Origin of the sequence: Pseudomonas boreofloridensis (assembly GCF_030580795.1) — a bacterium.
Lineage (GTDB): Bacteria > Pseudomonadota > Gammaproteobacteria > Pseudomonadales > Pseudomonadaceae > Aquipseudomonas > Aquipseudomonas boreofloridensis.
Window position 1 is genome coordinate 123191 of the sequence record NZ_JAUQOQ010000012.1, and the last position, 20506, is coordinate 143696.

At 64.0% G+C, this 20506-nt stretch carries 21 protein-coding genes; 20 read left to right on the forward strand and 1 reads right to left on the reverse strand.

Annotated features, from left to right (window positions below; translation table 11 throughout):
* The 20 genes from cysE (at position 1) to Q6A47_RS15875 (ending at position 17799) form a co-directional block, all read left to right on the forward strand.
* On the forward strand, positions 1–786 hold the full coding sequence (cysE, locus tag Q6A47_RS15780; RefSeq protein ID WP_039575444.1) for a serine O-acetyltransferase: 786 nt from the start codon (positions 1–3) through the stop codon (positions 784–786).
* Between the two features lie 177 nt (positions 787–963).
* Complete coding sequence (gene iscR / locus Q6A47_RS15785; RefSeq protein ID WP_029613657.1) at positions 964–1455, forward strand: Fe-S cluster assembly transcriptional regulator IscR; 492 nt, start codon at positions 964–966, stop codon at positions 1453–1455.
* Positions 1456–1493: 38 nt separating this feature from the next.
* Positions 1494–2708 (forward strand): IscS subfamily cysteine desulfurase, encoded by a 1215-nt coding sequence (locus Q6A47_RS15790; protein WP_039575446.1) that lies wholly within the window; start codon positions 1494–1496, stop codon positions 2706–2708.
* 46 nt (positions 2709–2754) lie between these two features.
* Positions 2755–3141, forward strand: a complete 387-nt coding sequence (iscU, locus tag Q6A47_RS15795; RefSeq protein WP_003248539.1) for a Fe-S cluster assembly scaffold IscU — start codon at positions 2755–2757, stop codon at positions 3139–3141.
* Between the two features lie 23 nt (positions 3142–3164).
* Positions 3165–3488: an iron-sulfur cluster assembly protein IscA gene (gene iscA, locus Q6A47_RS15800; RefSeq protein WP_029613656.1), complete on the forward strand. Its 324-nt coding sequence runs from the start codon at positions 3165–3167 to the stop codon at positions 3486–3488.
* Positions 3489–3496: 8 nt separating this feature from the next.
* A complete protein-coding gene (gene hscB / locus Q6A47_RS15805) occupies positions 3497–4018 on the forward strand; it encodes a co-chaperone HscB (protein ID WP_116887607.1) in 522 nt (173 codons plus the stop codon).
* Positions 4019–4060: 42 nt separating this feature from the next.
* Positions 4061–5923, forward strand: a complete 1863-nt coding sequence (gene hscA, locus Q6A47_RS15810; protein ID WP_039575489.1) for a Fe-S protein assembly chaperone HscA — start codon at positions 4061–4063, stop codon at positions 5921–5923.
* A gap of 3 nt (positions 5924–5926) precedes the next feature.
* A complete protein-coding gene (fdx, locus tag Q6A47_RS15815; RefSeq protein WP_029613654.1) occupies positions 5927–6268 on the forward strand; it encodes an ISC system 2Fe-2S type ferredoxin in 342 nt (113 codons plus the stop codon).
* Positions 6269–6278: 10 nt separating this feature from the next.
* Positions 6279–6479, forward strand: a complete 201-nt coding sequence (gene iscX, locus Q6A47_RS15820) for a Fe-S cluster assembly protein IscX (RefSeq protein WP_039575493.1) — start codon at positions 6279–6281, stop codon at positions 6477–6479.
* Between the two features lie 89 nt (positions 6480–6568).
* Positions 6569–6994 (forward strand): nucleoside-diphosphate kinase, encoded by a 426-nt coding sequence (ndk, locus tag Q6A47_RS15825; protein ID WP_029613652.1) that lies wholly within the window; start codon positions 6569–6571, stop codon positions 6992–6994.
* A 28-nt stretch (positions 6995–7022) separates the two neighbouring features.
* Positions 7023–8171, forward strand: coding sequence for a dual-specificity RNA methyltransferase RlmN (gene rlmN / locus Q6A47_RS15830; RefSeq protein WP_304484757.1), 1149 nt, complete (start codon positions 7023–7025; stop codon positions 8169–8171).
* A gap of 15 nt (positions 8172–8186) precedes the next feature.
* Positions 8187–8948, forward strand: a complete 762-nt coding sequence (pilW, locus tag Q6A47_RS15835) for a type IV pilus biogenesis/stability protein PilW (RefSeq protein ID WP_039575498.1) — start codon at positions 8187–8189, stop codon at positions 8946–8948.
* Positions 8945–9943 carry a RodZ domain-containing protein gene (locus tag Q6A47_RS15840; protein WP_039575500.1) on the forward strand — a complete coding sequence of 333 codons (999 nt, stop codon included), beginning with the start codon at positions 8945–8947 and terminating at the stop codon, positions 9941–9943. The genes pilW and Q6A47_RS15840 overlap by 4 nt, the downstream gene beginning before the upstream one ends.
* Positions 9944–9946: 3 nt before the next feature.
* A complete protein-coding gene (gene ispG, locus Q6A47_RS15845; protein WP_304484758.1) occupies positions 9947–11056 on the forward strand; it encodes a flavodoxin-dependent (E)-4-hydroxy-3-methylbut-2-enyl-diphosphate synthase in 1110 nt (369 codons plus the stop codon).
* 24 nt (positions 11057–11080) lie between these two features.
* Complete coding sequence (gene hisS / locus Q6A47_RS15850; protein WP_029613649.1) at positions 11081–12367, forward strand: histidine--tRNA ligase; 1287 nt, start codon at positions 11081–11083, stop codon at positions 12365–12367.
* Between the two features lie 39 nt (positions 12368–12406).
* Positions 12407–13048: a tetratricopeptide repeat protein gene (locus Q6A47_RS15855; RefSeq protein ID WP_304484759.1), complete on the forward strand. Its 642-nt coding sequence runs from the start codon at positions 12407–12409 to the stop codon at positions 13046–13048.
* Position 13049: 1 nt separating this feature from the next.
* Positions 13050–14192 carry an outer membrane protein assembly factor BamB gene (gene bamB, locus Q6A47_RS15860; protein ID WP_039583053.1) on the forward strand — a complete coding sequence of 381 codons (1143 nt, stop codon included), beginning with the start codon at positions 13050–13052 and terminating at the stop codon, positions 14190–14192.
* A gap of 116 nt (positions 14193–14308) precedes the next feature.
* Entirely contained in the window at positions 14309–15772 is a 1464-nt protein-coding gene (gene der / locus Q6A47_RS15865) for a ribosome biogenesis GTPase Der (protein WP_304484760.1), read from the forward strand.
* Positions 15773–15871: 99 nt separating this feature from the next.
* Positions 15872–17020 carry a pyridoxal phosphate-dependent aminotransferase gene (locus Q6A47_RS15870; protein WP_304484761.1) on the forward strand — a complete coding sequence of 383 codons (1149 nt, stop codon included), beginning with the start codon at positions 15872–15874 and terminating at the stop codon, positions 17018–17020.
* On the forward strand, positions 17008–17799 hold the full coding sequence (locus Q6A47_RS15875; protein ID WP_295484447.1) for an amidohydrolase: 792 nt from the start codon (positions 17008–17010) through the stop codon (positions 17797–17799). Before Q6A47_RS15870 ends, Q6A47_RS15875 begins: the two co-directional genes overlap by 13 nt.
* Positions 17800–17838: 39 nt before the next feature.
* On the opposite strand, the gene Q6A47_RS15880 is transcribed toward Q6A47_RS15875, so the two are convergent.
* Positions 17839–20394 carry a PepSY domain-containing protein gene (locus tag Q6A47_RS15880; protein ID WP_304484762.1) on the reverse strand — a complete coding sequence of 852 codons (2556 nt, stop codon included), beginning with the start codon at positions 20392–20394 and terminating at the stop codon, positions 17839–17841.
* Positions 20395–20506 lie beyond the last annotated feature (112 nt).

Genomic DNA, 20506 nt, shown 5'->3' on the forward strand with positions numbered 1-20506 from the left:
ATGTTCGACCGTCTGCGTGAAGACATCCAAAGCGTATTCCACCGCGACCCGGCCGCGCGCAACGCCTTCGAGGTGCTGACCTGCTATCCCGGTATGCATGCCATCTGGTTGCATCGCCTGGGCAACGCCCTGTGGCGCCGCGACTTCAAGTGGCTGGCGCGGCTGGTGTCGAACTTCGGGCGCTGGCTCACCGGGATCGAGATCCACCCAGGTGCAACCATTGGCCGACGCTTCTTCATCGATCACGGCATGGGTATCGTCATCGGCGAGACCGCCGAAATCGGCGACGACGTCACCTTGTACCAAGGGGTGACGCTCGGCGGCACCAGTTGGAATAAAGGCAAGCGCCATCCCACCCTGGAAAACGGGGTGGTGGTCGGGGCCGGCGCCAAGGTGCTCGGCCCATTCACTGTTGGCGCTGGGGCCAAGATCGGCTCCAATGCCGTGGTCACCAAGGCAGTGCCGGCGGGGGCGACCGCCGTGGGCATTCCCGGGCGCATCATCGTCAGGCAGCAGGACGATGAGGCGGGTGCGCGGCGCAAGGCCATGGCCGAGAAGATCGGCTTCGATGCCTACGGCGTCAGCGCCGACATGCCCGATCCGGTGGCCCGCGCCATCGACCAGATGCTCGATCACCTGCAGGCGGTCGACGAGCGCCTTGAAGGCATGTGCGGCGCGCTCACTCAGTTGGGCAGCGACTACAGCGCCAAGGCGCTGCCGGCTCTGCCAGAGGAGGACTTTGCCGAGGTCAAGCCGGCGATCAAGAGCGACGCGGCGGCGCACTGATTCCGTCAACACAGGTCGGCGCATTGGCCAAGGGCGTGTGCTGCCGGCCCGTGTCTGCTATCATCGCGCCGCCTCCCGCATTCAAACCCGACTAAAGCACTAGGTCTTATAGTTGACTTAAATGCTCGGGAATCGCATACTCGCACACATCCTGTAACTCCCGTGGTACCCATAGCCATGCGATTGACTACCAAAGGCCGATACGCCGTCACCGCCATGCTCGACCTGGCGTTGCACGCGCAGCATGGACCGGTATCCCTGGCCGACATTTCCGAGCGTCAGGGCATTTCCCTTTCTTATCTGGAACAGCTATTCGCCAAGCTGCGCCGCAGCAGTCTGGTTTCCAGCGTGCGCGGTCCCGGTGGTGGCTACCAGTTGTCCAGAACCATGGAAACCATCCAGGTGGTTCAGGTGATCGACGCGGTCAACGAGTCGGTCGATGCGACCCGCTGCCAAGGCCTCGGCGACTGCCACTCCGGTGACACCTGCCTGACCCACCATCTGTGGTGCGACCTCAGCCAGCAGATCCATGAATTCCTCAGCGGCATCAGTCTGGCCGACCTCGTCATGCGCCGTGAGGTGCAGGAAGTCGCCCAGCGCCAGGACCTGCGCCGTGTCGCCGGTCGCGTTGCCCAGCTGGACAAGATTGAGACGTCCGCCGTCGACTGATGCGACGAGCGACGCCAACGCCTGATAGGAGATATTCAATGAAGTTGCCGATCTACCTCGATTACTCCGCGACCACGCCGGTCGATCCCCGTGTCGCGCAGAAAATGGCCGACTGCCTGCTGGTCGACGGAAACTTCGGTAACCCGGCCTCGCGTTCCCACGTGTTCGGCTGGCGTGCCGAGGAAGCCGTCGAGAACGGCCGTCGCCAGGTCGCTGAACTGATCAATGCCGACCCGCGCGAGATCGTCTGGACCAGCGGTGCCACCGAGTCCGACAACCTGGCCATCAAGGGCGTCGCGCACTTCTATCAGACCAAGGGCAAGCACATCATCACCTCCAAGATCGAGCACAAGGCGGTTCTGGACACCGCTCGCCAGCTCGAGCGCGAAGGTTTCGAAGTCACCTACCTCGAACCCGGTGAAGACGGCATCATCACCCCGGCGATGGTCGAGGCGGTGCTGCGTGACGACACCATCCTGGTCTCGCTGATGCACGTGAACAACGAAGTCGGCTCGATCAACGACATCGCTGCCATCGGTGAACTCACCCGTGCTCGCGGTGTGTTGTTCCACGTCGATGCCGCGCAGTCGGCCGGCAAGGTCGAGATCGACCTGCAGAAGCTCAAGGTCGACCTGATGTCGTTCTCCGCGCACAAGGCCTACGGGCCTAAAGGCATCGGCGCGCTGTACGTCAGCCGCAAGCCGCGCGTACGTTTGGAAGCCATCATTCACGGCGGCGGTCACGAGCGTGGCATGCGTTCGGGCACCCTGCCGACTCACCAGATCGTCGGTATGGGCGAGGCGTTTGCCATCGCCAAGCAGGAAATGGCCGCCGAAAACGTGCGCATCAAGGCCCTGAGCGACCGCTTCTTCAAGCAGGTCTCGGACCTCGAAGAACTATACGTCAACGGCAGCCAGACCCAGCGCGTACCGCACAACCTGAACCTGAGCTTCAACTACGTGGAAGGCGAGTCGCTGCTGATGTCGCTCAAGGACATCGCGGTATCGTCCGGCTCGGCGTGCACCTCCGCGTCGCTCGAACCGTCCTACGTGCTGCGCGCTCTGGGCCGCAACGACGAGCTGGCGCACAGCTCGATCCGCTTCTCCTTCGGTCGTTTCACCACCGAGGAAGAGGTCGACTACGCCGCGCAGGAAGTCTGCAAGGCCGTGAACAAACTGCGTGAACTGTCGCCGCTGTGGGATATGTACAAGGACGGCGTCGACATCTCCAAGATCGAGTGGGCCGCCCACTAAGCAGTCGCCAGCAAGAGCGGCTCCCTGACGAGGAAGGAATTGCACCATGGCATACAGTGAAAAGGTCATCGACCACTACGAGAACCCGCGCAACGTCGGCAAGATGAACGCGGAAGACCCAGACGTCGGCACCGGCATGGTCGGTGCTCCGGCCTGCGGCGACGTGATGCGCCTGCAGATCAAGGTCAACGAACAAGGCGTGATCGAAGACGCCAAGTTCAAGACCTACGGCTGCGGTTCGGCCATCGCCTCCAGCTCCCTGGCCACCGAGTGGATGAAGGGCAAGACCCTGGACGAAGCCGAGACCATCAAGAACACCCAGCTGGCCGAAGAACTGGCATTGCCGCCGGTCAAGATCCACTGCTCGGTGCTCGCTGAGGATGCCATCAAGGCAGCCGTACGCGATTACAAGCAGAAGAAAGGCTTGATCTAAGTCGCCCACGCGAAGGAGTTCCGATGGCTATCAGCATGACAGAAGCCGCCGCCAACCACATTCGCCGCTCCCTTGACGGGCGCGGCAAAGGTGAAGGCATTCGCCTGGGCGTGCGTACCACCGGCTGCTCGGGCCTGGCCTACGTGCTGGAGTTCGTCGATGAGCTGGCGAGCGAAGACCAGGTGTTCGAGAACCACGGCGTGAAGGTCATCATCGACCCGAAGAGCCTGGTGTACCTCGATGGCACCGAATTGGACTTCGTCAAGGAAGGGTTGAACGAAGGCTTCAAGTTCAACAACCCCAACGTGCGCGGTGAATGTGGCTGCGGCGAAAGCTTCAATGTCTGAGGCCTGACGTGGGTAGCCCTTGCCATTTCGCTCTGTTCGACCTGCAACCGAGCTTCCGCCTGGACCTCGACAAGCTGGCCACGCGTTATCGCGAGCTGGCCCGCGAGGTCCATCCCGACCGCTTCGCCGACGCCTCCGAGCGTGAGCAGCGCGTGGCCCTGGAAAACTCCGCAGCCCTCAACGACGCCTACCAGACGCTGCGCAGTGCGCCGCGTCGCGCGCGTTACCTGCTGGCCATCAGCGGCCATGAGGTGCCTCAGGAAGTCACGGTCCACGACCCCGACTTCCTGTTGCAGCAGATGCAGTGGCGCGAAGAACTCGAGGAACTGCAGGACGAAGCCGACCTCGACGGCGTTGCCGTGTTCAAGCAGCGCCTGAAGGGTGCCCAGAGCACTCTCGACGAGGAATTCGCCGCTTGCTGGGATCAAGCTGCCGAGCGCGACAGGGCCGAGCGCCTGATGCGCCGCATGCAGTTCCTCGACAAGCTCGCCCAGGAAGTGCGCCAACTCGAAGAGCGCCTCGACGATTAACCCCGGCGCCGCCGTGACGGCGCCCAAGGTATCAAGATAAGCATGGCCCTACTGCAGATCGCCGAACCCGGTCAGAGCCCCCAGCCGCACCAGCGCCGCCTGGCGGTGGGCATCGACCTGGGGACCACCAACTCGCTCGTCGCCGCGGTACGCAGCGGCCGCAGCGAGCCGCTGCCCGATGCCCAGGGCAACCTCATCCTGCCGTCCGCGGTGCGCTACCTGGAGGACCGCTGCGAAGTCGGCCAGGCTGCCCGCGATGCGGCCTCCAGCGACCCGTTCAACAGTGTCCTGTCGGTCAAGCGCCTGATGGGACGAGGCCTGTCCGACGTCAAACAGTTGGGTGAACAGCTGCCATACCGGTTCGTCGGCGGCGAGTCGCACATGCCGTTCATCGACACTGTTCAGGGGCCCAAGAGCCCGGTGCAGGTGTCTGCCGACATTCTCAAGGTGCTGCGTCAGCGCGCCGAGGAATCCTTGGGTGGCGAACTGGTGGGCGCGGTGATCACCGTGCCGGCCTATTTCGACGACGCTCAGCGTCAGGCCACCAAGGATGCTGCGCGTCTGGCCGGGCTGAACGTGCTGCGCCTGCTCAACGAGCCCACCGCAGCGGCGGTGGCCTATGGTCTGGACCAGAACGCCGAAGGCGTGGTGGCGATCTTCGACCTGGGCGGCGGCACCTTCGACATTTCCATTCTGCGCCTTACGGCCGGCGTGTTCGAAGTGCTGGCCACCGGCGGCGACACGGCCCTGGGCGGGGATGACTTCGATCACGCCATCGCGGGCTGGATCATTGAGCAGGCGGGCCTGTCTGCTGACCTCGACCCTGCCACTCAGCGCCAGTTGTTGCAGGCGGCGTGCGCCGCCAAAGAAGCCTTGACCGATGCCGATAGCGTTCGCGTCAGCCACGGCGCCTGGAGCGGTGAGCTCAGCCGTGCCGATTTCGAAGGCATGATCGAGCCGTTGATCGCCCGTAGCCTCAAGGCCTGCCGCCGCGCCGTGCGCGACAGCGGCGTCGAGCTGGAAGAGGTGGGGGCGGTGGTCATGGTGGGTGGATCGACCCGTGTGCCGCGTGTGCGCGACGCGGTCGGCACGTTGTTCGGTCGTGCGCCGCTGACCTCGATCGACCCCGATCAAGTGGTGGCCATCGGCGCGGCGATTCAAGCCGATACCTTGGCTGGCAATCGTCGCGAAGGCGGTGAATTGTTGTTGCTCGACGTCATTCCTCTGTCGCTCGGCCTGGAGACCATGGGCGGGTTGATGGAGAAGGTGATCCCGCGCAATACCACCATTCCGGTGGCGCGCGCCCAGGAGTTCACCACCTACAAAGACGGCCAGTCGGCCATGATGATCCACGTCCTGCAGGGCGAGCGCGAGCTGATCAGCGACTGCCGGTCGCTGGCGCGCTTCGAGTTGCGTGGCATTCCGGCCATGGTCGCCGGCGCGGCGAAGATCCGCGTCACGTTCCAGGTGGATGCGGATGGGCTGTTGAGCGTCGCCGCGCGCGAACTGGGCTCGGGTGTGGAGTCGAGTATTCAGGTGAAGCCTTCGTACGGCCTGACCGACGGCGAGATCGCCCGCATGCTCAAGGACTCCTTCGAACACGCTGGTACCGACAAGCAGGCGCGCCAGCTGCGCGAGCATCAGGTCGATGGCGAACGCCTGCTCGAAGCGGTACAGGGTGCCCTCGAGGCGGACGGCGAGCGCCTGCTCAGTGGCGAGGAGCGCGAGGCCATCGAGTTCCAGATGCAAGAATTGCGTGATTTGCTCAACGGCACCGATGGCCCGGCCATCGAGCAGCAGACCAAGCGTCTGTCGCAGGTGACCGATGCTTTTGCCGCCCGTCGCCTTGATTCGACGGTCAAAGCCGCACTGGCCGGGCGCAACCTGAATGAGATCGAGGAGTAATCGATGCCGCTGGTGACATTCCTGCCGCATGAGAAATTCTGCCCCGAGGGGCTGACTGTCGAGGTCGCGTCCGGCACCAACATCCTGGAGCTGGCCCATGAGCACCATATCGAAATGGAAAGTGCCTGTGGCGGCGTGAAGGCTTGCACCACGTGCCATTGCATCGTGCGCAAGGGCCTCGAATCCCTCGAGGAAGCCGACGAGTTGGAAGAAGACATGCTGGACAAGGCCTGGGGTCTGGAGGCGCAGTCGCGTCTCGGCTGTCAGGTGGTGGTCGCCGACCAGGACTTGACCATCGAAATCCCTAAGTATTCGCTCAACCACGCTGCCGAAGCGCCGCATTGAGGATGACGGAATGAGTCTGAAATGGGTTGATGTACTTGAAATCGCCATTCAGCTTGCAGAAAGCAAGCCGGAAGTCGATCCTCGTTACGTGAATTTCGTCAATCTGCGGAGTTGGGTGATGGAATTGCCTGACTTCAGTGACGATCCGGCGCGCGGCGGCGAAAAGGTCCTGGAAGCCATCCAGGCGGCCTGGATCGAAGAAGCCGACTGAGTGACACCCGCAGGTTAGGCAATGCCCTCGAACCCGCGTATAATTCGCGGGTTTAATTTTTCGCAACACTCAATATTCTGGAGTTTTCCATGGCTGTTCAACGTACTTTCTCCATCATCAAGCCTGACGCCGTCGCCAAAAACGTCATCGGTGAGATCACCACTCGTTTCGAAAAAGCCGGCCTGAAAGTCGTCGCCTCGAAAATCAAGCAACTGTCCAAGGCCGAAGCCGAAGGCTTCTACGCCGAGCACAGCGCGCGTGGCTTCTTCGGCGAACTGGTTGCCTTCATGACTTCCGGCCCGGTCGTTGTCCAGGTGCTGGAAGGCGAAAACGCCATCGCTCTGAACCGTGAGCTGATGGGCGCTACCAACCCTAAAGAAGCCGCTGCCGGCACCATCCGTGCCGACTTCGCCGAGTCGATCGACGCCAACGCCGTTCACGGTTCGGACTCCGAAGCCGCTGCCGCTCGCGAAATCGCCTACTTCTTCGCAGCTACCGAGGTAACCACTCGCTAAGCGAACGCTTTCGAGTGAGGGTGAATCCATGACGACATCTACTGGCAAAATCAACCTGTTGGGGCTGACCCTGCCGGAAATGGAACAGTTCTTCGACTCGATCGGGGAGAAGCGCTTCCGTGCCGGTCAGGTGATGAAATGGATTCACCATTTTGGCGTGTCCGATTTCGCGGACATGACCAACGTCGGCAAGGCCTTGCGCGAAAAGCTCGAGGCCATTGCCGAGATTCGACCTCCGGAAGTGGTCAGTGAAGACATTTCTGCCGACGGGACCCGCAAATGGGTCGTGCGCGTTGCCTCCGGCAGCTGCGTCGAGACCGTCTACATTCCCACCGACGACCGCGGCACGCTCTGCGTCTCGTCGCAAGCCGGCTGCGCCCTGGACTGCAGTTTCTGCTCCACCGGCAAGCAAGGCTTCAACAGCAACCTGACCGCCGCCGAAGTCATCGGCCAGGTATGGCTTGCGAACAAATCCTTCGGCACCGTCCCGGCCAAGATCGACCGCGCCATCACCAACGTGGTGATGATGGGCATGGGCGAGCCGCTACTCAATTTCGACAATGTCATCGCCGCCATGAAGATCATGATGGACGATCTGGGCTATGGCATCTCCAAGCGTCGCGTCACCCTGTCCACCTCGGGCGTGGTGCCGATGATCGACGAACTGGCCAAGCACATCGACGTGTCGCTGGCGCTGTCGCTGCACGCGCCGAACGACGAACTGCGCAACAAGCTGGTGCCGATCAACAAGAAGTACCCGCTCAAGGTACTGCTCGAGTCTTGCCTGGGCTACATGGCCACGCTCGGCGGCAAACGCGTGCTGACGGTCGAGTACACCCTGCTCAAGGATGTCAACGACCAGCCCGAACACGCCGCGCAGATGATCGAGCTGCTGCGCGACGTGCCGTGCAAGATCAACCTGATCCCGTTCAACCCGTTCCCGCACTCCGGCTACGAGCGGCCCAGCAACAATGCGATCCGTCGCTTCCAGGACCTGCTGCACCACGGTGGCTTCAACGTCACCACCCGGACCACCCGTGGTGAAGACATCGACGCGGCGTGCGGCCAGTTGGTCGGTCAGGTCATGGACCGCACCCGCCGCAGCGAGCGCTACATTGCCGTGCGCCAGCTCAGCGCCGACGGTAGCGAGTCGGCAGACAGCGCCGTGCGCCTCTGACGGACACCGCCGCCCATGACCCTGCGCGCCGCGCTGTCGATCCTGTCACTGCTGTTGCTGGCTGGCTGCGTGTCCGGCGGCAGCGGCCATCCGCTGTCCAGCGAGCAGGGTCGGGCAGAGGCGGGGCGTGCCTACGTGCAGTTGGGCCTGGGCTATCTGCAGCAGGGCATGAGCGAGCAGGCCAAGGTGCCGTTGGCGCGCGCGCTCGAGTTGGACCCGCGTGACGCCGATGCCCATGCGGCCTTGGCCCTGGTGTTCCAGGCTCAAGGCGAGCCGGAACTGGCGGATGAGCATTTTCGTCACGCCCTGGCGCAGCGCTCGAACGATGCGCGCATTCGCAACAACTACGGCAGTTTCCTCTATGCTCAAGGGCATTTTCGCCAGGCCGAGCAGATGTTTCGCCAAGCCGCCGCCGATACCCTGTATCCTGAGCGCTCGCGCGTGTACGAGAACCTGGGCCTGACCGCGCTCAGGCAAGGCCGCGCCGAGCAAGCACAGGCCTTTCTGGAAAAAGCCCTGCGCCTCGATCAGCGACAACCGCGGGCGCTACTGGAAATGGCTGAGTTGTCCTACGAAAACAGGCATTATGTGCCGGCCTGGGATTACTACGAACGTTTCAGCCAGCAGGGCCAGCATGATGCCCGTAGCCTGCTGTTGGGCAGTCGTCTGGCGCGAATCGTCGAAGAGCACGGTACCGCTGACGAACTGGGCCGCACACTACAACGACTTTATCCCGGTACGCCGGAATATCAGCAATACCTGTCGGAGCAACGATGAACGCCGCGCACCCCGAATCAGCAGCAGCGCTTGAGCAGCATCCCGGTGACGTCCTGCGCCAGGCGCGCGAGCACCGGAACTGGTCGCAAGCCGAGGTCGCCCGTAGGCTGAACCTGACCGTCACCTCGCTGAATTACCTGGAAACCGGTGCCTTCGATAAGCTTCCCGGGCATACCTTCGCCCGCGGCTACATTCGCGCCTACGCCAAACTGATGGACATGGATCAGGCCCCGTTGGTCGAGGCCTTCGATCGTGTGACCGGCACCCATGCCAAAGGCAGCGAAGTGCATTCGCTGGGTCGTATCGAGGAGCCGGTACGCTTGTCGCACAACATTCTGCGCGGCGTCAGCCTGCTGCTGCTGGTGGTGGTAGTCGGCGGTGGCTTCTTCTGGTGGCAGGACCAGAGCGGCCAGCATGGCAAGGACCTGAGCAAGATCGCCCTGGAGCATGTCGAGGTCGAAAGCGCCGACGGCACCACCCAGATCCACACCCTCGATGAGCCCGAAGACCAGGCCGTGAGCGCTGGCCAGCAGCCCGAAAGCGCGCCGCTGCCGCTGGGGCAGGACACGGCAGCGCAGGGCGAAGACGAAACCGCCGCCCAGGCACCTGAACAGTCCGCGTCCGCGGTCGCGCCCACTGCGCCGGTTGCGCAGAACCCAGCCCAGCCGCATGCGCCGGCTGCCACGACCACCACCGCGCCTTCGACCACCCCTGCTGCGCCCGCTGCCAGCGAGCCTGCCGCGCCGATCGCAGGGGAGGGCAAGGTTGCCATCCAGTTCGTCGCCGACTGCTGGACCCAGGTCACCGACGGAAATGGCAAGGTGCTATTTAGCGCCATCAAGCGCAAGGGCGATAGCCTCGAACTGGCAGGCAAGCCGCCGTTCGCCGTGCGCCTGGGCTTTGCCCGTGGCGCCCAGGTCAGCTACAACGGCCAGCCTGTCGATGTCGCCCCGTTCACCAGTGGCGAGACCGCTCGCCTGAAGTTGGGACAGTAAGTCATGCACGGTGAATCCCCGATCAAACGTCGCGAATCCCGCAAAATCTGGGTCGGCAATGTGCCGGTGGGCGGCGATGCTCCCGTCGCGGTACAGAGCATGACCAACACCGACACCAACGATGTGGCCGCCACCGTGGCGCAGATCCAGCGTTTGGTGGATGCCGGTGTCGATATCGTCCGCGTGTCGGTGCCCGACATGGACGCCGCCGAAGCCTTCGGCAAGATCAAGCAGCAGGTGAGCGTCCCGCTGGTCGCCGATATCCACTTCGACTACAAGATCGCGCTGCGCGTCGCCGAGCTCGGCGTCGACTGCCTGCGCATCAACCCGGGCAACATCGGCCGTGAAGACCGAGTGCGCGCGGTGGTCGATGCTGCTCGCGATCGTGGTATTCCGATCCGCATCGGTGTCAACGCCGGCTCCCTGGAAAAAGACCTGCAGAAGAAGTACGGCGAGCCGACCCCAGCCGCGCTGGTCGAGTCGGCGCTGCGCCATGTCGAGCACCTCGACCGCCTGGATTTCCATGACTTCAAGGTCAGCGTGAAGGCCTCCGACGTGTTCATGGCCGTCGAAGCCTATCGCCTGCTGGCCAAGCAGATCGTGCAGCCCCTGCACCTGGGCATCACCGAAGCGGGAGGACTGCGTTCCGGAACGGTGAAATCCGCCGTCGGCCTCGGTATGCTGCTCGCCGAAGGCATCGGCGATACCATCCGCATTTCGCTGGCGGCCGATCCGGTCGAGGAAGTGAAGGTCGGCTACGACATTCTGAAGTCGCTGCACCTGCGCTCGCGTGGCATTAACTTCATCGCCTGCCCGAGCTGCTCGCGGCAGAATTTCGATGTGGTCAAGACCATGAACGAGTTGGAAGGGCGCCTGGAAGACCTGCTGGTGCCGCTGGACGTCGCGGTGATCGGCTGTGTGGTCAACGGACCGGGCGAAGCCAAGGAATCCCATGTCGGCCTGACCGGTGGCACGCCCAACCTGGTGTACATCGATGGCAAGCCGGCACAGAAGCTGACCAACGACAACCTGGTCGATGAGCTGGAAAAGCTTATCCGCCAGAAAGCGGCCGAAAAGGTCGAGGCCGACGCGGCGCTGATCGCCCGCGGCTGATACACAGATTCGTAAGGACTTTTCGTGAGCAAATCGCTGCAAGCCATTCGTGGCATGAACGACATCCTGCCCGAGCAATCGCCGCTGTGGCGCTACTTCGAAGGCACCGTGGCCAGCTTGCTGGACACCTACGGCTACAGCCAGATCCGCACGCCGATCGTCGAGTTCACCGAACTGTTCAAGCGTTCGATCGGTGAAGTCACCGATATCGTCGAAAAGGAAATGTACACCTTCCAGGACAACAAGGACTCGCTGACCTTGCGTCCGGAAGGCACTGCCGCATGTGTGCGTGCAGTGCTTGAGCACGGCATCATCGGCAACGGCCAGGTTCAGAAACTCTGGTATGTCGGGCCCATGTTCCGCCACGAGCGCCCGCAACTGGGGCGCTATCGCCAGTTCCACCAGATCGGCGTCGAGGTGTTCAACCTGGCCGGTCCCGACATCGATGCCGAGCTGATCATGCTGACCTGGCGCCTGTGGGCGCGCCTGGGCATTCAGGATGCCGTCACCCTCGAACTCAACAGCCTGGGCACCAGCGAAGCGCGCGGGCGCTATCGCGAGGCACTGGTCGAGTTTCTCTCCGAGCGCCTCGACCAGCTGGACGAAGACAGCCAGCGCCGCCTTAAGAGCAATCCGCTGCGTATCCTCGACAGCAAGCACGAGGGCACCCAGGCCGCGCTGGTCGGTGCGCCGAAGCTGGAGGATTACCTGGACGAAGAGTCGCGCGTGCATTTCGAAGGCGTGAAGGCGCGCCTGGACGCCGCCGGTATCCCGTTCGTGATCAACACCAAGCTGGTGCGTGGCCTGGATTACTACAGCAAGACCGTCTTCGAGTGGGTCACCGACAAGCTCGGCGCCCAGGGCACGGTCTGCGCGGGTGGCCGTTACGATGGCCTGGTCGAGCAGATGGGCGGCAAGCCTACCGCTGGCGTGGGTTTCGCCATGGGCATCGAACGCCTGCTGCTGCTGATCGAAACCCTGGGTCAGGTGCCCGAGTCGATTGCGCGCACGCTGGACGTCTACCTGTGCGCCTTCGGCGAGCAGGCCGAGCTGGCGGGGCTGGCGCTCAGCGAGCAACTGCGCGATCGCTTGCCGGCACTGCGCCTTGCCGTCAACGCCGGCGGTGGCAATTTCAAGAACCAGTTCAAGAAGGCCGACCGCAGCGGGGCGCTGTTCGCCCTGATCCTGGGGGACGACGAACTGGCGCAACAAGTGGTAGGTTTCAAACCCCTGCGTGGCCAGGGCGAACAACAGAACATTGCCTGGGATGCTCTGGCCGAGCACCTGCAAGCTGCTCTCGCGCAGGCGTGAAGCGGTCATACAGCCGAATTGCTGAAAAGGAGTATTGGGGTGTCGAGTACCGATGATGAAGGCCTGGTCGCAGCCAAGGACTGGTGGAACCGCAACGGCAAGCCGCTGCTGACCGGTGCTTTGCTCGCCGCGGCGGTGGTGATGGGCTGGCAGGCCTGGCACAAGTACCAGAACAACCAGTCGCAGGGCGCTTCGATGGTCTATCAGGCGTTGATCGAAACGGCCTTGTCGGCTGACGGCAAGCCGGATGCGACCAAGGTGGCCGAGTTGTCCGGCAAGCTCAAGAGCGAGTACGGCGGTACCGCCTACGCCCAGTACGGCAGCCTGTTCGTGGCGAAAGTGGCCGTGGAGAGCGGCAAGCTCGACGACGCTGCCGCAGAACTCAAGGGCGTGGTGAATAAACCCGCCGACGCGACCCTGGGCGAGCTCGCCCGTCAGCGTCTGGCGCGCGTGCTCGCGGCGCAGAACAAAGCCGAAGAGGCACTCAAGTTGCTCGACGGCAACGCCGAGAAGGCCTACCAGGCCAGTCGCGAGGAGCTCAAAGGCGATCTGCTGGTGCAATTGGGCCGTACCGACGATGCCCATGGTGCCTACGAAAAAGCCAAGGCCGCGCTGTCTGACGACGCCGCGATCGGTGGTTTGCAACTGAAGCTCGATGACCTGGCCAAAGGGGACGCGTGAAGTGACCGGTTGGAAACAAGCAGCAGTGCTCGCCCTGGCCGTCCTGGCCGCGGGTTGCAGCAGCAACAGCAAGAAGGAACTGCCCCCGGCCGAACTGACCAAGTTCACCGAAGAGGTGGTGCTGACCAAGCAGTGGAGCCGTTCGATCGGTGACGGTCAGGGGGAAAAGTACAACCTCCTGGTGCCGGCCATCGAGAACGACCGTATCTACGCGGCCGACGTCAATGGCAAGGTCTACGCACTGAACCGCCTCAACGGTGACGTGATCTGGGACAAGGACCTGGAAGTGCCGGTGTCCGGTGCTGTCGGCGTGGGCTACGGCCTGGTGATGATGGGCACCCTCAAAGGTGAAGTCATCGCTCTGGATGCCAGCACCGGCGAAGAGCGCTGGCGCTCGCGCGTGACCAGCGAGGTGCTGGCTCCGCCGGCCACCAACGGTGACGTGGTGGTGGTGCAGACCCAGGACGATCGTCTGGTCGGCCTGGACTTCAACACCGGCGACCGTCGCTGGATCTACGAAAGCTCGCCTGCGGTGCTGACGTTGCGTGGCACCGGCGCGCCGATCGTGACCAATCGCATGGCCGTGGCAGGTCTGTCCACCGGCAAGGTGGTCGCAGTCGATACCCAGAACGGCGTACCGGTGTGGGAGGCGCGCGTCGCCATCCCGCAAGGTCGTTCGGAACTGGAACGCGTGGTGGACATCGACGGCGGCCTGCAGCTGTCCGGCGGTGTGCTCTACGTCAGCAGCTACCAGGGCCGCGTCGCTGGCCTGGACCTGGAAAGCGGTCGTGTCCTGTGGCAGCGCGATGCCTCCAGCTACGTGGGCGTCGCCCAGGGCCTGGGCAACGTGTACGTCAGCGAGGCGTCCGGCACCGTCGAGAGCATCGACGAGCGCTCGTCGTCGGCCCTGTGGAGCAACGACTCCCTGGCCCGTCGCCAACTGTCCGCGCCGGAGGTGTTCTCCAGCTACGTGGCGGTGGGCGACTTCGAGGGTTACCTGCACCTGCTCAGCCAGGTCGACGGTCGCTTCGTCGGCCGTGAGCGCATCGACAGCGACGGCCTGCGTGCCCGTCCGCTGGTGGTGGGCAACACCATCTACGTCTATGGCAACAGCGGCAAGCTCGAGGCACTGACCATCCGCTGAAGCTATGCTTGGAACCGACCTCGGTTTCAGGCTGCGGCGCAGGACGCGCCGCCCGAACTCCGGCCGCTGCCTTGCAGCGGCCTTTGCATTTTCAAGAATTCAGAGTGGAGAGCCGCATGGTTCCCGTAATTGCCCTGGTGGGACGGCCGAACGTCGGCAAATCCACCCTGTTCAACCGCCTGACCAAGACCCGCGATGCCATCGTCGGCGACCTCTCGGGCCTGACCCGTGACCGCCAGTACGGCGACGCCAGCTGGCAGGGTTGCTCCTACATTCTCATCGACACCGGCGGTATCACCGGCGACGAAGTGGGCATGGACGAGAAAATGGCCGCGCAATCGCTGATGGCCATCGAAGAAGCCGACTATGTCCTGTTCCTGGTCGATGCCCGTGCCGGCATGACCGCCGCCGACCAGATGATCGCCGAGCATCTGCGCAAGCGGAACAAGGAAGCGATCCTGGTCGCCAACAAGATCGACAACATCGACGCCGACGTCGCCCGCGCCGAGTTCTCGCCACTGGGCATGGGCAACGCCATCCCGGTGGCCGGCTCCCAAGGGCGCGGCATCAATGGCCTGATGGAAGCTGTGCTGGGCCACATCCCGCGCGACCAGGTCGAAGAGGCGCTGGACGCTGAGGTCGCCGAGGGCGAAGAGGCGGTGCGCATTCCGGGGCCGAGCGAGAAGGATGGCATCAAGATCGCCATCATCGGCCGTCCCAACGTCGGCAAGTCCACGCTGGTCAACCGCATGCTCGGTGAAGAGCGGGTGGTGGTGTACGACCAGCCGGGCACCACGCGCGACAGCATCTACATTCCGTTCGAGCGCGATGGCGAGAAGTACACCTTCATCGACACCGCGGGCGTGCGCAAGCGTGGCAAGATCCACGAGGAAGTCGAGAAGTTCTCGGTGGTCAAGACGCTGCAGGCGATCAAGGACGCCAACGTGGTGGTGTTCGTCATGGACGCCCGTGAAGGTGTGGTCGACCACGACCTCAACCTGCTGGGCTTCGCCCTCGAAGCCGGCCGGGCCATCGTCATCGCCCTGAACAAGTGGGATGGCATGGAGTCGGGCGAGCGCGACTACGTGAAGACCGAGCTGGAGCGCCGGTTGTTCTTCGTCGATTTCGCCGATATCCACTTCATCTCCGCGCTGCACGGCACGGGCGTTGGCAACCTGTACAAGTCGGTGCAAGCCGCGTTCAAGTCGGCCGTCACCCGCTGGCCGACCAGCCGCCTGACGCAGATTCTCGAGGACGCCGTCAGCGAGCACCAGCCGCCGCTGGTCAACGGTCGCCGCATCAAGCTGCGCTATGCCCACCTCGGTGGCGCCAACCCGCCGCTGATCGTGATCCATGGCAACCAGACCGACAAGATTCCGCGTTCCTACTCGCGTTACCTGGAAAACACCTACCGCCGTGTCCTCAAGCTGGTCGGCACGCCGATCCGTATCGAGTACAAAGGCGGCGAAAACCCCTACGAGGGCAACAAGAACACCCTCACCGACCGTCAGGTCAACAAGAAGCGCCGCCTGATGTCGCACCACAAGAAGGCCGAGAAGAAGCGCAAAGACAAGCGCTGACCGCAAGTAGGAGCGGCGAACCGCCGCTCCTTCGCACTTGTCGCTTGCCGCTCAGAGCTTGTAGCTTATCCCCCCTCAGTCCGCAGGAAAGAGGGCTCCATGATCCGCAGCAAACTGCCGAACGTCGGCACGACCATCTTTACCCGCATGTCCCAGCTCGCCGCCCAGACCGGCGCGCTCAACCTTTCCCAGGGTTTTCCCGATTTCGACGCACCGCCCGCGCTGCTCGAAGCGGTCTCGCGGCATGTGAGCGCCGGCCACAACCAATACGCACCCATGACCGGCCTGCCTGTACTGCGCGAACAGGTCGCGGCGAAGATTGCCCGCCTGTATGGCGTTCAGGTGGACGCCGAGCAGGAAATCACCATTACCCCCGGTGCCACCGAGGCTATCTTCTGCGCCATCCAGGCAGTGATTCAGCCCGGTGACGAGGTAATCGTCTTCGATCCCTGCTACGACAGCTACGCACCCGCCGTGGCACTGGCTGGCGGTCGCTGCGTGCATCTGCAACTGAGCGATGGCGATTTTCGTATCGACTGGCAAGCGTTCAGCGATGCATTGACACCCCGCACGCGCCTGGTGGTGCTCAACTCCCCGCACAACCCCAGCGGCGCGCTGATTACCCGCGAAGACCTCGACCAGTTGGCGGCGCTGATCGCCGGGCGCAATCTGTACCTGCTCAGCGACGAAGTCTACGAGCACCTGGTCTATGACGGGGTGCAGCATGCCAGCGTGCTGGCCCACGAGGCGTTGTACGCGCGGGCCTTCGTGGTCAGCTCGTTCGGCAAGACCTATCACGTCACGGGGTGGAAAACCGGCTACGTGGTCGCGCCGCCGGCACTGAGCGCGGAGCTGCGCAAGGTGCACCAGTACGTCAACTTCTGTGGCGTGACCCCCCTGCAGTGGGCGCTGGCCGACTTCATGGCCGAACTCCCGGCCCATGTGGACGAACTGCCGGGTTTCTACCAGGCCAAACGCGATCTGTTCTGCGACCTGTTGCACACCTCGCGCTTCAGGTTCACCCGCGCGGCGGGCACCTATTTCCAACTGGTGGACTACTCGGCGATCCGTCCCGACCTCGATGACGTGCAGATGGCGCTGTGGCTGACCCGCGAGCACGGCGTGGCGAGCATTCCGGTGTCGGTGTTCTACCAGCAACCCATCCCCGCGCAGCGCCTGGTGCGCCTGTGCTTCGCCAAACGTGAGGAGACGCTGCGTCAGGCAGCGGAAAAGCTATGCGCGATCTGAGCCAACTGCCCAACCTGAACCTGGCCCTGGTGCAGACTCACCTGGCCTGGCATGACCGTGAAGGCAACCACGCACATTTCGAGGTGCTGCTGGAGCAAGCCCGAGGGGCGGACCTGGTGATCCTGCCGGAGATGTTCACCACCGGTTTCACCATGGATTCCGAGCGCCTCGCCGAGCCGGAGCAGGGGCCCACCTGTAAATGGCTGAAGGCCCAGGCGAAGAAGCTCGACGCGGTGATCACCGGCAGCGTGATCATTCGTGCGGCTGACGGCAGCCACCGCAACCGCCTGCTGTGGGCGCGCCCCGATGGCGAGGTGCTGCACTACGACAAGCGCCACCTGTTCCGCATGGCTGGCGAGCACCAGCACTACACGCCGGGCGAGCGGCAGGTGCAGTTCGAGCTCAAGGGGTGGCGCGTGCGTCCGCTGATTTGCTACGACCTGCGCTTCCCGGTGTGGAGCCGCGACCCGCACGACACCGACCTGCTGTTGTACACCGCCAACTGGCCGGCAGCGCGCCGCCAGCACTGGAACCGTCTGCTGCCCGCGCGGGCGATCGAGAACCTGTGCTATGTGGCGGCGGTGAATCGGGTGGGCACCGACGGCAAGGGCTTTGCCTACTCGGGGGACAGTCAGGTGCTGGATTTCCAGGGCGAGAGCCTGCTGGGCGCAGCCGAAGCCGATGGTGTCTTCCATGTGGCGCTCAATGCCGTGGACCTGGCCGCCTACCGTGCGCGGTTCCCGGCGAACCTGGATGCCGACACCTTCGATATCCACTGAGCCCTGCGGCCAGAGGGTCTGGCCGCCACCGATGGGAGGTCAATACACATCCCGCCGGTAGCGGCCCTCTTCGATCAGGTGCTCCACCCCATCCTCACCGAAAATCCCCCTGAGCGCCGCATCCACGCCCGTCGCCATGCCCTGAAGGCTGCCGCACACGTACAGGCTCGCACCGTCATCGACCCAACGGCGCAGCGTCTCGGCCTGCTGCAGCAGTACATCCTGCACGTAGATCCTTTCCGCCTGATCCCGTGAAAAGGCCAGGTCCAGCCGAGCCAGATCGCCGCTGTCCAGCCAAGCGTGCAGCTGCTCGCCGCAGAGCAGGTCGCAGGCTCGATTACGCTCGCCGAAAAACAGCCAGTTGTGCCGCTCCCCGGCGGCGATGCGCGCCTTGAGCAAGCTGCGCAGGCCCGCCAGGCCAGTACCGTTGCCGATCAGCACCAGCGGTGCCGGCCCCGCAGGCAAGTGGAAGCTGCTGTTGCGGCGTACCCGCAGACGCACAGGGCCGTCCAGTGGCAGGAACTCGGTCAGCCAGCCGGAGCCCAGCCCCAGACTGCCGTCGGGATGCCGCTCCTGGCGTACGATCAAGTCCAGCACGCCGTCGCTGGCGATGGAGGCGATGGAGTACTCGCGTGTGCCGAGCGGGATCAGTGCATCGATCAGCGCCTGGGCATGCAGCCCGACCAGGTGTTCGCGGCTGCCCGGCAACTGACGACTGGCCAGCGCTTGTCCCAGTGGCTGCGACAGTCCGTCGAGGTGCACCGGCTGCGCGGCCTCCAGGCCCAGCCCCGCCAAGAACGCGTCGATCCGTACCTGGCCATGACGAGGCAGTATCTCCACCAGATCACCGGCCTCCCACGTGCTCGGTTGTTCGGGGCTCAGGCCCAGCAGGAACACCGGTGCACCCTGGCTGCCGGGATTGAGCAACTGTCGTCGGATCAGGCGCCAGTTGCCATAGTCCGGCGCCTGCCAGGGGGTGACGGCCGCGGCACCGGTCAGCGCGCTCAGCGCCTGTTGCCAGTGCTGCAACGCACCGGCGTCGGCGTTATCGACTTCCACCGGGCTGAACGCTGAGGTCGCCCCGCGCTCACCCAACCAGGCGTGCAGGCGTCGGGCGAAACCACAGAAATGCGGGTACTGACGATCGCCCAGCGCGAGCACGGCGTAGCTGAGGTGGCTCAGGTCCAGGGCCTGACCCAGCACGTTGCGCTCGAAGCCACGGGCGCTGTCCGGTGCCTGGCCTTCGCCGAAGGTGCTGACCACGAACAGCACGCGCAAGGACTGGCTCAGTTGCGCCTGGTCGAGCTGGGCGAGGCTGCGCACCTGAACCGCCACGCCCGCGGCCTGCAATTGCCCGGCGCTTTGCCAGGCCAGTTGTTCGGCCAGGCCGCTCTGGCTGGCGAAGGCGATCAGCCAACCGCCTTCGCCGTCGCTGACGTGGTCCACCGAGCCCCGAGCGGCACGCACCTGACGCTGTTTGCGGCGTCGATCCAGATACAGCAGCCAGCCGGTGACGAAGAACAGCGGCATGCTCAGGCTGGCGAGGGTGAGCAGGATGCGTCCGGTCAAGCCGAAGTATTCACCCACATGCAGGGCATAGACGCTCTGCAGCAGTTGCGCCTTGAACGACTTGTCGGTGTAACGCTCGTGGCTGCTCACCTCGCCGGTGGCCGGATCCAGTGCCAGCGTGTTGTAGGCGCGCGGATGTGCGGCGTTGTCCAGCATGTAGAAGACGTTGGCGGGTTGGCCACCGGTGGCGGGCAGGCGCAGGTTGTAGGAGACCAGACCCGGTCCGGCCGCGGCCTGAAGGGTAGACCACAGGGCCGGATAATCCACCACCAAAGGTGCTGCGTGCTTGTCGGGCGGTGCCACGGCCCGTGCGCGGCGCTCGCTGCGCGACAGTGTCGACTGCCCGGCAGCAGGCGGGTCGGCCAACAGCCTGTTCAGCCCCTCGCGGTACCACTCGTAGGACCAGAACAGGCCGGTCAGGGCGAACAGCAGATAGAACACCAAGCACCAGGTGCCGGCGACGGCGTGCAGATCCCAGTTGAACGCCCGACCTTTGCGCGCCCAGTCGAAGGTCAGCCACACCCGCCAGTCCCGTGCCCGCCGTGGCCAGCGCAGGTACAGGCCGGACAGGCAGAAGAAGATCAACAGCAGGGTGCAGGCGCCGGTGATCTGTCGGCCGCTGTCGCCCATGGCCAGGAACCGGTGCAGTTGCAGCATGAGGTTGAAGAAGTCCTGACCGGCCACGGCGCCGAGCAGTTCACCGGTGTAGGGATCGGCATAGCGCAGTTCGCCGCGGCGCTCGCCTGGGGGCGGCGTGAAGAACAGCCGGGCGGCCTCGTCGCTGCGGGTGTCGACCCAGAGCATGGCCACCTTGTCGTGCTGGGCGGCCTCGGCGCGGCGCACCAGTTCCGGCAGTGGTAGAACGCCTTCGCGACGCACCTCGACCTTCAACACCTCAGGGTTGAAAAAGCGCAGCAGTTCTTCCTGGAACGACCAGATCGCCCCGGTGATACCCATCAGTGCCAGGACCAGGCCGGCACTGATGCCGAAGAACCAGTGCAATTGGAACAGCGACTTCTTCAGCACTTCGATTACCTTGAATTCCAGAGGGTGGCGCTTAGTGGCGGAGGTGTTTAGGGCAGGGCTGCCAGCGCGGCGCTGGGATTCTAATGCAAGCGAGGGAGAGTAACAATTGAGA

Bases quoted from the DNA above. Each gene is read 5' to 3' on its own strand.
- cysE (WP_039575444.1), top strand. From the start codon at position 1: ATGTTCGACCGTCTGCGTGAAGACATCCAAAGCGTATTCCACCGCGAC.
- iscR (WP_029613657.1), top strand. From the start codon at position 964: ATGCGATTGACTACCAAAGGCCGATACGCCGTCACCGCCATGCTCGAC.
- Q6A47_RS15790 (WP_039575446.1), top strand. From the start codon at position 1,494: ATGAAGTTGCCGATCTACCTCGATTACTCCGCGACCACGCCGGTCGAT.
- iscU (WP_003248539.1), top strand. From the start codon at position 2,755: ATGGCATACAGTGAAAAGGTCATCGACCACTACGAGAACCCGCGCAAC.
- iscA (WP_029613656.1), top strand. From the start codon at position 3,165: ATGGCTATCAGCATGACAGAAGCCGCCGCCAACCACATTCGCCGCTCC.
- hscA (WP_039575489.1), top strand. From the start codon at position 4,061: ATGGCCCTACTGCAGATCGCCGAACCCGGTCAGAGCCCCCAGCCGCAC.
- fdx (WP_029613654.1), top strand. From the start codon at position 5,927: ATGCCGCTGGTGACATTCCTGCCGCATGAGAAATTCTGCCCCGAGGGG.
- iscX (WP_039575493.1), top strand. From the start codon at position 6,279: ATGAGTCTGAAATGGGTTGATGTACTTGAAATCGCCATTCAGCTTGCA.
- ndk (WP_029613652.1), top strand. From the start codon at position 6,569: ATGGCTGTTCAACGTACTTTCTCCATCATCAAGCCTGACGCCGTCGCC.
- rlmN (WP_304484757.1), top strand. From the start codon at position 7,023: ATGACGACATCTACTGGCAAAATCAACCTGTTGGGGCTGACCCTGCCG.
- pilW (WP_039575498.1), top strand. From the start codon at position 8,187: ATGACCCTGCGCGCCGCGCTGTCGATCCTGTCACTGCTGTTGCTGGCT.
- Q6A47_RS15840 (WP_039575500.1), top strand. From the start codon at position 8,945: ATGAACGCCGCGCACCCCGAATCAGCAGCAGCGCTTGAGCAGCATCCC.
- ispG (WP_304484758.1), top strand. From the start codon at position 9,947: ATGCACGGTGAATCCCCGATCAAACGTCGCGAATCCCGCAAAATCTGG.
- der (WP_304484760.1), top strand. From the start codon at position 14,309: ATGGTTCCCGTAATTGCCCTGGTGGGACGGCCGAACGTCGGCAAATCC.
- Q6A47_RS15870 (WP_304484761.1), top strand. From the start codon at position 15,872: ATGATCCGCAGCAAACTGCCGAACGTCGGCACGACCATCTTTACCCGC.
- Q6A47_RS15875 (WP_295484447.1), top strand. From the start codon at position 17,008: ATGCGCGATCTGAGCCAACTGCCCAACCTGAACCTGGCCCTGGTGCAG.